The 8,881-nt window shown below is 64.9% G+C and carries 9 protein-coding genes; 4 read left to right on the top strand and 5 right to left on the bottom strand.

Annotation, left to right across the window (positions count from 1 at the left end):
- Positions 1–318: 318 nt before the first annotated feature.
- The gene (locus H7A19_20220; GenBank protein ID MCP5477157.1) at positions 319–1,689 is read left to right on the top strand and encodes a S41 family peptidase; all 1,371 of its coding nucleotides are present in this window, start codon (positions 319–321) and stop codon (positions 1,687–1,689) included.
- Positions 1,690–1,795: 106 nt separating this feature from the next.
- Here H7A19_20220 and H7A19_20215 read toward each other — a convergent pair whose 3' ends face one another.
- From H7A19_20215 to H7A19_20200, 4 genes are all read right to left on the bottom strand, one after another.
- On the bottom strand, positions 1,796–2,119 hold the full coding sequence (locus H7A19_20215) for a DUF1820 family protein (GenBank protein MCP5477156.1): 324 nt from the start codon (positions 2,117–2,119) through the stop codon (positions 1,796–1,798).
- 126 nt (positions 2,120–2,245) lie between these two features.
- Complete coding sequence (locus H7A19_20210) at positions 2,246–2,920, bottom strand: rhomboid family intramembrane serine protease (protein MCP5477155.1); 675 nt, start codon at positions 2,918–2,920, stop codon at positions 2,246–2,248.
- Between the two features lie 17 nt (positions 2,921–2,937).
- Positions 2,938–3,843, bottom strand: coding sequence for a general secretion pathway protein GspB (locus H7A19_20205; protein MCP5477154.1), 906 nt, complete (start codon positions 3,841–3,843; stop codon positions 2,938–2,940).
- 3 nt (positions 3,844–3,846) lie between these two features.
- Positions 3,847–5,454, bottom strand: coding sequence for an AAA family ATPase (locus H7A19_20200; GenBank protein ID MCP5477153.1), 1,608 nt, complete (start codon positions 5,452–5,454; stop codon positions 3,847–3,849).
- 108 nt (positions 5,455–5,562) lie between these two features.
- Here H7A19_20200 and H7A19_20195 point away from each other — a divergent pair, with 108 nt between their 5' ends.
- Both H7A19_20195 and ispA read left to right on the top strand, forming a co-directional pair.
- Complete coding sequence (locus H7A19_20195; protein MCP5477152.1) at positions 5,563–5,826, top strand: exodeoxyribonuclease VII small subunit; 264 nt, start codon at positions 5,563–5,565, stop codon at positions 5,824–5,826.
- Positions 5,827–5,837: 11 nt separating this feature from the next.
- Positions 5,838–6,734 carry a (2E,6E)-farnesyl diphosphate synthase gene (gene ispA, locus H7A19_20190; GenBank protein ID MCP5477151.1) on the top strand — a complete coding sequence of 299 codons (897 nt, stop codon included), beginning with the start codon at positions 5,838–5,840 and terminating at the stop codon, positions 6,732–6,734.
- Positions 6,735–7,033: 299 nt separating this feature from the next.
- On the opposite strand, the gene H7A19_20185 is transcribed toward ispA, so the two are convergent.
- Positions 7,034–7,843: an SDR family NAD(P)-dependent oxidoreductase gene (locus tag H7A19_20185; protein ID MCP5477150.1), complete on the bottom strand. Its 810-nt coding sequence runs from the start codon at positions 7,841–7,843 to the stop codon at positions 7,034–7,036.
- A 237-nt stretch (positions 7,844–8,080) separates the two neighbouring features.
- On the opposite strand from H7A19_20185, the gene H7A19_20180 reads away from it, so the two are divergent.
- A complete protein-coding gene (locus H7A19_20180) occupies positions 8,081–8,839 on the top strand; it encodes a glucose 1-dehydrogenase (protein ID MCP5477149.1) in 759 nt (252 codons plus the stop codon).
- Positions 8,840–8,881: the final 42 nt, after the last annotated feature.

Below are 8,881 nucleotides of genomic sequence, written 5' to 3'. Positions count from 1 at the left end.
TCTCCATGAATCCATGTCGTAAGTTGTTGATTTGAAGTCCGCATGAGCACAGCGCCAGCTTCGTCCACCCGTAGGAGCGCCCTTGCGGCGCGACCACCGCGGCGGACGTGCGGCTCGCCGGTCGCGACGCGAGGTCGCTCCTACGGGCAACTTGTGGTTCATGGCCCGTGGGCAGTTTCGGGCCGAATCAGGTGGCTCGCGATGACGCCTGGGGTTTCTGTCCCGAGTCCCAAGTCCCATGCCTCCCGCACAAAGCTCTGGCATTTCCGCGCGTCGTCGCCAAATATGTCCGCCTCTGATACTGGTTTTCCGGCACCCATGAATACACGTCAGCTGATCCACCCCCTTCTGCTCTGGCTTCTGATGTGCGCGCCTGCGATAGGGGCAGCCGAGGAGGTCGCGGAGCCGAAAGACACCGAGGCCCCCATAAGCGACGAAGTCAGCGTCGAGGACATCCGCGTGTTCACGGCTGTGTTCCGCGAGATTCAGCGCTCCTATGTCGAGCCGGTCAGCGCCGAGCAGTTGATGAAATCGGCGATTCGCGGCCTGTTGCTGGATCTGGACCCGCACAGTGCCTACCTGCAGAAGACCGATCTGCAGTCGCTCACCGATGACACGAGCGGCCGCTACGGTGGGCTCGGCATCGAGGTCCAGATTCGGGGCGGCATGCTGACCGTGATCGCCCCCATCGACGACACCCCGGCCGCGCGCGCCGGCATTCAACCCGGCGACGTCATCACCCGCATCGACGGCATTGCCGTGGAAAGCGAGAACGCCGACGTCGCCATCGACCGCATGCGCGGCAAGGCCGGCAGCAAGGTCGAACTCACGGTGATGCGCGCCGGCCAACCCTCCTTCGATCTGACCCTGGTGCGCGAGGTCATCGACGTCACCGCCGTGCGCGGACGCCTGCTGGCGCCGGGTTTCGGCTATGTGCGCATCGCCGCTTTCCAGACCAATACCGCCACCGAAACTGCCAAGCGCATCGCTGCCCTGATCAAGCCGGGCGAGCCGCTGGAAGGTCTGGTCCTGGATCTGCGCAGCAATCCCGGTGGCTTGCTCGACGCCGCCGTCGACGTCAGCGACCTGTTCCTCGAATCCGGCCCGATCGTCAGCACCCGCGGCCGCGTGGCACTGGCCAGCGCCGAGTTCACCGCCAATCCGGGCGATGTGCTCAAGGGCGCGCCACTGGTGATTCTGGTCGACGGCGGCTCGGCCTCGGCCAGCGAGATCGTGGCCGGCGCCCTGCAGGATCGCCAACGCGCCCTGATCCTGGGACAGCGCACCTTCGGCAAGGGCTCGGTGCAATCGGTCTTGCCGCTGGCCAGCGGTGAGGCCATCAAGCTCACCACGGCGCTCTATTACACACCCAACGGCCGCTCGATCCAGGCCGAGGGCATTGAACCCGATGTAGAGCTGCAAGCTGCCGAACTGAAGCCCTTGAGTTCGATCAACCGTAACCTGACCGAAGCCGATCTTCCCGGCCACCTGGGCAACGGCAACGGCCGCAGCGCCCCCGAGGGCGGCAGCGAAGCCGCAGCGACGGCCGTCCCTGCCAGCGATCCGACCCGCGATTTCGTGCTCGGCGAGGCGCTGAACATCCTCAAGGCACTGGCGCGCTGGAAAGCGCCTGCAGATAGCGCAGCCAAGGACGTGGCCGAGGCGCCGTCAGAATCCGCGAGACAGTGAGAACGCAGGTCGAGGGTGCCCGCGCGGCGGCTCCCCGGCGCTTCAGGCCCAGAGGCCCGGGACGCCGCTTCCCTGCGGGAGCGGATTCATCCGCGACTGGCACGCCTCACCCCAGGCGCGATGGCGGGAGCGGCAGAGTCACGATCTTGTCGCCGCTGACGCCGTCACGGATCACCGCAACCCCACGCGTGGCGACTTCTTCGATACGGACGATGCTCTGCATCGGCAGATGCAAGACCTTGGTGTCGGCAAATTCCTCGCGCAGACGCTCCTCGGTGGGATCAACCAGCACGCCTTCGCGTGAGCCGAATTCCAGTTCCGACACGCAGGTGAAACCCCAGAGCTCGCTGCTGCTCACGCTGCGGGCATAGAGTTCGTAGACCTTGCCCTGATTGTGGAAGACGATCTTGTAGAGTTTCTTGGTGGCCATTTCGAAGAGCCGTCAAAGCAGTAAAAAGTGAAACGTAAAACGTCAATGGTCGCACGCCGCTGCAGCGGGCTCCAATTGACGTTTTACGTTTTACGTTTTACGTTTTACTCCCCGCAAGCCTCACCGCTAGACCAACCTCGCATCGCGCCTATACAGCCACGGTCGCAGGGTCAGCGCCAGGAACAATCCGTTGACGAAGCCGAAGACATGCGCCCACCAGGCGATGGCGCCGGTGCGCGAGCCCATGGTCTCAAGCACCTGAAACAATAGCCAGATGCCGATCAGATGCACGGCCGGCACCCGCACCAGCTGAAAATACAATCCCAACGGCAGGATCACGCCCAGATTCGAGGTGGGGAAGAGCAGTACGTAGGCGCCGATCAGCGCCGAGACCGCACCACTGGAGCCGATGATCGGTGCGTTGGCCAGTGGCGAGACCAGCGCTGCAAACAAGTTCGCGGCGGCGCCGGCGATGAGGAACAGCAGCAGCATTCTGACTGGCCCGAGCGTGCGCTCCACGGCGCTGCCGAATAGCCCCAGAAACAACAGATTGCCGAACAGGTGGGTCCAGTCGGCGTGCACGAACAGGGCACTGAACAGACGCAGGCCTGGGCCTGCCAGCAGGGCCGAGATGTTCAGCTGCAACTCGGCAGGTACTGTCCCCCAGCTCTGCAGCAACACCAGGCGTTCGGACGGTGACATCAGGGCTTGCCAGACCGCAATCAACAGACAGGCGCACACCAGCAAGGGCGTGGCCCAGCGCAGTTTGCGCTTGCGCTTCTCGTCGATCTGAACGAACACCGCTGTCTCCCGCGGGCTCAGAACACCTGGTTTGGCAGCAGGAAGCGTTGTCCGCGAAACTCGAGCACCACGCCGTCAGCGACGATGTCGAGCAGAGTCAATTCAGGCCCGGGGGCTGGAGAATCCACGGTGTAGCGCTTGCCATTGAGCACAATGAAACGTTCTTCGCGGACTGGACTGAACACGTGCATGGTCAGCTCCAGCTTGGGCAGCTCCTTGCGCGTGCCGTAAGGCAGTTCATACATCAGCGGCAGCTTCTCTTCCGGCTTCGTCGCTGCCGGATCAACCACCGCGGGGTTGAATGATGCTGGAGGCGTGGTCATCGCCACGGCAGTCGCAGGTGCAGTCGCAGGTGCTGTCACGGCTTCGGATGATTCGTCCGGCGCCACGACCGGCGCGCTCGGCGGCGCAGCTACCGGCACCGCCGGCGGCTGACTGGCGACGGTCGTCGTCGGACTGACCGATGGCGTGTACAAGCCCGCGCGTTGCGGCACTGGCAGCCCACCGCCGGACACCGTGCCACCATTGCCATCACCACCCACGCCCCCGAACGCAGCTTCGCCAACGGCCCGAGTCGGCACGGGTGCTGCCGCGGCAACAGCTGCCGACACTGCTGCGGGGGCCGGTGCCGCCATCTTGGCGATATCGACCGCTGGGCGCGTATCGGGCGCGTCCGCCGTTCCCGACTGATCGACGTCGGCCAGCGAGGTCCCGGTCGACCCAGGGGTGGGCGCTGTCGGATCCTGCGCCAGCCAGAACCAACTGCCGCCCAGACCCGCCATCAACAGCACGGCGCCCGCACCCACCGCCCACGGGGCGCGGCGCGGGCGCCGCGGCGTACCGAACTGCGCATGCAGACTCGGCGGCAGGCCGCGTCGGCGTTCGGCCTCGGATTTCTTCAGCGCATCCAGTATCAGGGACATACATCAACCTCGGGGCAATTCCAGGCGCGCAAGGCGCGGGCCTTCCTCATCGAAACTGGCCAGGGCCATCTGTGTTTCCGGCCCGGCAATGCCATCTGCGACCAGCCCCAAACGAATCTGCAAACGTCGTAAGCGGCGTTCCAACTCTGTATCGAAGACTTCGCCCTGTCCAATCGGGCCTTCCAGACCCTCTTGGACCTCAGCGGCGGCCAATCGTTCACGCAACCAGTTTACGCCGGGTCCGCGATCGCCGTTGCGCAGGGTGGCCGGCACCCACTCTGGTGCACGCCACATGACCCGATAGTCTCCCAACCAATGCAGTTCGATCAAGGACCGCGGCAGAGTCAGGGTTTCACCACCAAGCTCGATTCGGGCCTGCCGCTCATCCAGCGCCAATAGAACCGCCGAGGCAAAGCCGCTCTCGCCGCGCAATCGCAGGATGACCGGACGGCCCAGCTTGCCCAGCCGTCCCAGCGGCCCGGAGGCGCGCAGACAGTTGATGCCGGGCTCGATGCGACCACCACAAGCGGCCAGTCTGGTCAGCTGATCGGCGTCCGCCGGCCAAGACCAAAGCTCGGCGAGACGCTGCCAGGGGCGCATGTCCGACTCTTCATGGCTCGCCAGCAGACGCTGCAGTGCTTCCGAGGGGGCCTCGGCCGGCGCCACAGGCGCATCGGCAGCCACCGCCTCGGTCGCCGGATCGGACGCGCGCGGCCAGCGCCATGCGACCAGCGACAGGGCGATCAGCGCCAGCGCCGCCGCCACACTCATCCACAGCCGGCGGCGGCGACGTGAGCCGCCATGCAGTGCCTCATCGGCAGCCTCGTCAATGACCCGCTCATTGATGCTGTCCAGCGAGCGCGCATACCCGGCCACCAGCGCCCGGTCGGCGATCACGTTGATCAGCCTGGGCACACCCCCGGAGCGACGGTGCAGGGTACGCAGCGCCAGGCGGGTGAATGGCAAGCGCTCACTGCCCACCACGTGCAGCCGATGACGCACATAGGTTTCGGTCTCGTCGGCATCCAGCGGTGTCAGGTGATAGCGCGCGGTGATGCGTTGTGCCAGCTGTCGCAAGTCTGGCCTGTCCAGTAACTCGCGCAATTCCGGCTGGCCCAGCAGGATGATCTGCAGCAGCTTTTGCGTGGCCGTTTCCAGATTGGTCAGCAAGCGCACCTGCTCCAGCGAGTCGACCGACAGGTTCTGGGCCTCGTCGATGATCACCACCACCCGCTCGCCGGCGGCGTGCGCCTTGAGCAGAAAGGCGTTCAGTCGATCCGTCAGCGTCTTCAGACTGCCGCGCGCATCCTCGATTTCGATGTGCAGCTCTTCGCAGATGGTTTCGAGCAGTTCCACCGGGCTCAGCAGTGGATTGAGCAACAAGGCCACGCGGGTCTTGTCGGGCAGTTGTTCCAGCAGCAGCCTGCACAAGGTGGTCTTGCCAGTGCCAACCTCGCCGGTCAGCTGCACGAAACCGCCAGAGCCCCCCTGACCGACGCCGTACAACAGATGTGCCAGTCCGTCCCGGTGGCGCTCGCTCAAATAGACGAAGCGCGGATCCGGGGTAATGGAGAAAGGTGCCTCGGAGAGGCCGTAGAAGTCTAGGTACATCGCGCCATTCTAGCGTGCCTGTAGTCAAGGGACTGCCGCCCGCCGGGAAAGTTCGTCCACGGCACAGGTGCTTGCTCCGGCAAGGCGGCTGCGCTACCTTGCGCGCCCATGAGCACGACCGAATCCAAACCCGTGACGCAGCCGGGCGCCATCGCCGATTTCGAGAAGTCGCTGGACGAGCTCGAATCGCTGGTGGCGCGCATGGAGCACGGTGAGCTGACTCTGGAAGATTCGGTCAAGGCCTTTGAACGCGGCATGCTGCTGTACCAGAACTGCCAGCAGGCGCTGAACGAGGCCGAACTTCGTGTCGATCTGTTGCTCAAGGGCAATGACCCCAGCGGTCGCGTGCGGCTGGACCCGGAAACACCCTGAGCCGCACCACGATGCCTTTCCCGGTCCTGGATTTTCTCGCCGAAGCGGCCGAGCGCGCCGAGCGCGCGCTGCAGGTCTCGTTGCCGGCAGCTGAACAACTTCCCGAGCGCCTGCACCAGGCCATGCGCTACAGCGTGCTGGGTGGCGGCAAGCGCTTGCGTCCGGCCCTGGTCTACGCCGCCGGCAAGGCGCTCAATGCCCCGCCGGAGCTGCTCGATCCACCTGCCGCAGCGGTGGAGATCATCCACGCCTATTCATTGATCCACGACGATCTTCCGGCGATGGACAACGATGAGTTGCGCCGGGGCAAGCCTACCTGCCATATCGCATTTGGCGAAGCCGAGGCGATCCTGGCGGGAGACGCCCTGCAGGCCCTGGCTTTCGAAGTGCTGGCCAGCGCCTCCGGTCTGTGGCCGGCCAAGGCGCAGCTGGCCATGCTTCGACTACTGGCGAGCGCCTGCGGATCGCGTGGGATGGCCGGTGGACAGGCCATAGATCTGGCCGCCGTTGGACAGACCCTGACCCTCAATGAGCTGGAGCGGATGCATCGCTACAAGACCGGTGAACTGATCCGCGCCTCGGTACTGCTCGGCGCCCTGGCGGCCGGCGTTCCTGAATCTAGCCAGGAGTACGCGGCGCTGGACCGCTACGGCCGGGAGCTGGGCTTCGCCTTCCAGATTCATGACGACATCCTCGATGTGCTCGGCACCACCGAGGTCCTCGGCAAGCCCCAGGGCTCGGATCTGGCCCGCGGCAAGCCGACCTATCCGGCCCTGGTCGGCATCGAAGAATCACGACGCCTGACACAGCAGCATCTGGCGGCCGCCATAGACGCGCTTGCTGAATTCGACCACCAGGCCGACACGCTGCGCGGGCTGGCTCACTACGTGGCCGAGCGCGAGAGTTGAGGCTGGTTGCTGGTTGGCAAGGGCGATCTCACGCGGAGGCGCGGAGGACGCGGAGGGGAGCCTTCTTACGTAGCTCACGTTGGCCGCGTAGCGGGCTACGTGACGCTCTACGTGTGGTAGCTCGTGCAGGTCCGGACTTGTCCGGCCACTCCCGGAGAAGGGACCAGACGAGAAGCGTCCAGACAAGTCTGGACCCACAAAAGCCCGCCCTGAACTGCTCTTCCCGCACCAACACCAACAACCAACATCCGCTCATACCAACAACCGACAACCGGCAACCGACAACCAACAACCCGCTCTCACCCCGCCTTGCGGGTGTTCTTCGCCACATAGCGCAGCAGTTCGCGGAAATACAGGCCCGGCATCCAGCGCTTCAGCCACCAGCGGATGCGGGTGTCCTTGTGCGGCAGCAGCAGAAAGCGACCGCGCTCGCTCTCCTCAATGGTGTAGCGCGCGACGTCAGCGGCATTGATCGGGCTGCTTTCCATGAGTTTCGCGGCCACATGCTTGAGCGGCACATCGTTCTCGCCCTGGAAGGACTGCAGCAGATTGGTCTTGAAGAAACTCGGACACAGCACGCTGACGTGAATGCCCTTGGGCTGCAGTTCGGCGCGCATGCCCTCGGAGAGGGCCACCACGCCGGCCTTGGACACGCCATAGGCGCCCAGACCCGGAGCGCCTGCCAGCCCGGCAAAGGAAGCGACGTTGATGACCCGACCGCTGCCCTGCGCCTCCATCATCGGCACAAACTCACGCACGCCGCGAACCACGCCCATCAGGTTGATGTTGATGGTGCGCTGCCATTCCGCAGCGCTGGTGCGGGCGCACTCGCCCCCACAGGCGATGCCGGCATTGTTGACCAGCACGTCCAGCCCTGACCAGGCGCCCATGACCTGAGCCTTGAGCGCCGCCATGGCGGCGTCCGAGCCGACGTCGGCGACGAGAGCCAGATGTCCGCCTCCTGGCAACAGACGCACGGTTTCGTCGGCCCGATCGGCGTAGAGATCGACACAGGCGACCCGATCACCGCGTCGGGCATAGCACAGCGCCAGCTCACGGCCCAATCCGCTGCCCGCACCGGTCACCAGTACCCGCTGCCCCGCCATCATCTGTCCCCTTGGATGGATCACGATCTAGTGTGGTGTGTCATGAACAGGTTGAAGTAATTTCCGATGGATTTCGGCCCGAGGCAAGGCGCGAGGAGAAGTCATGGCAGCGCTATGGCGCCGACGAGCAACGCAGCATCGGAGTCGAAAGACGCGGAAATAATTCAAGGTATTTATGACACGCCGCACTAGCATGCAGACTCGGAGCCATCCACTCAAGCCAAAGCTCAGGAGAATTGCATGTCCGCCGCCACTTTCGATCTTTCCGGCAAGACCGCCCTGATCACCGGCGCCAGCCGCGGCATCGGCGAAGCCACGGCGCGCCTGCTGGCTACACACGGCGCCCGGGTGATCATCTCCAGCCGCAAGCAGGATGCCTGCGAGGCAGTGGCCCAGAGCATCCGCGATGACGGCGGCGAGGCTGTCGCGGTAGCCGCCCACATCGGCGAGCCGGAAGCCATCGACGCATTGTTCGCGGAGCTGGATCAGAAAGGTCTGACACCGCAATTGCTGGTCAACAACGCCGCCGCCAATCCCTACTTCGGGCCCATGCTCGACATGGGACTGGACGCCTATCACAAGACCGTCGACGTCAATATCCGCGGCTACTGGTACATGACCCAGCAGGCCGCCAAACGCATGAAGCAGGGCGGTTCCATCGTCAACATCGCCAGCGTCAACGGCGTGCGCCCGGCCTGGGGCCAGGGCGTCTATTCCTTCTCCAAGGCCGCCATCATTTCGATGACCCAGGCCTGGGCCAAGGAACTGGCGCAGCAGCAGATCCGAGTCAATGCGGTACTGCCGGGCCTGACCGACACCAAGTTCGCCAGCGCCATCACTCAAACACCGGCCATCCTCAAGATGATCATGCCGCTGATACCGCAGCAACGCATGGCCCAACCCGATGAAATCGCCCCCGCAGTGCTCTATCTGCTCAGTCCCGGCGCGGCTTATGTCACCGGCACCGTACTGCCGGTGGATGGCGGGTATCTGGCCTGAGGGCGCGGGGCACGGGGCACGGGGCACGGGGCACGGGGCACG

The sequence above is a fragment of the Rhodanobacteraceae bacterium genome (assembly GCA_024234055.1).
Taxonomy (GTDB): domain Bacteria; phylum Pseudomonadota; class Gammaproteobacteria; order Xanthomonadales; family SZUA-5; genus JADKFD01.
This window is presented reverse-complemented; position numbering and strand designations above follow the sequence as displayed.

Excerpts from the sequence above, each read along its gene's own strand:
- H7A19_20180 (MCP5477149.1), top strand. The coding sequence starts at position 8,081 with ATGTCCGCCGCCACTTTCGATCTTTCCGGCAAGACCGCCCTGATCACC.
- ispA (MCP5477151.1), top strand. The coding sequence starts at position 5,838 with ATGCCTTTCCCGGTCCTGGATTTTCTCGCCGAAGCGGCCGAGCGCGCC.
- H7A19_20185 (MCP5477150.1), bottom strand. The coding sequence starts at position 7,843 with ATGATGGCGGGGCAGCGGGTACTGGTGACCGGTGCGGGCAGCGGATTG.
- H7A19_20195 (MCP5477152.1), top strand. The coding sequence starts at position 5,563 with ATGAGCACGACCGAATCCAAACCCGTGACGCAGCCGGGCGCCATCGCC.
- H7A19_20200 (MCP5477153.1), bottom strand. The coding sequence starts at position 5,454 with ATGTACCTAGACTTCTACGGCCTCTCCGAGGCACCTTTCTCCATTACC.
- H7A19_20205 (MCP5477154.1), bottom strand. The coding sequence starts at position 3,843 with ATGTCCCTGATACTGGATGCGCTGAAGAAATCCGAGGCCGAACGCCGA.
- H7A19_20215 (MCP5477156.1), bottom strand. The coding sequence starts at position 2,119 with ATGGCCACCAAGAAACTCTACAAGATCGTCTTCCACAATCAGGGCAAG.
- H7A19_20220 (MCP5477157.1), top strand. The coding sequence starts at position 319 with ATGAATACACGTCAGCTGATCCACCCCCTTCTGCTCTGGCTTCTGATG.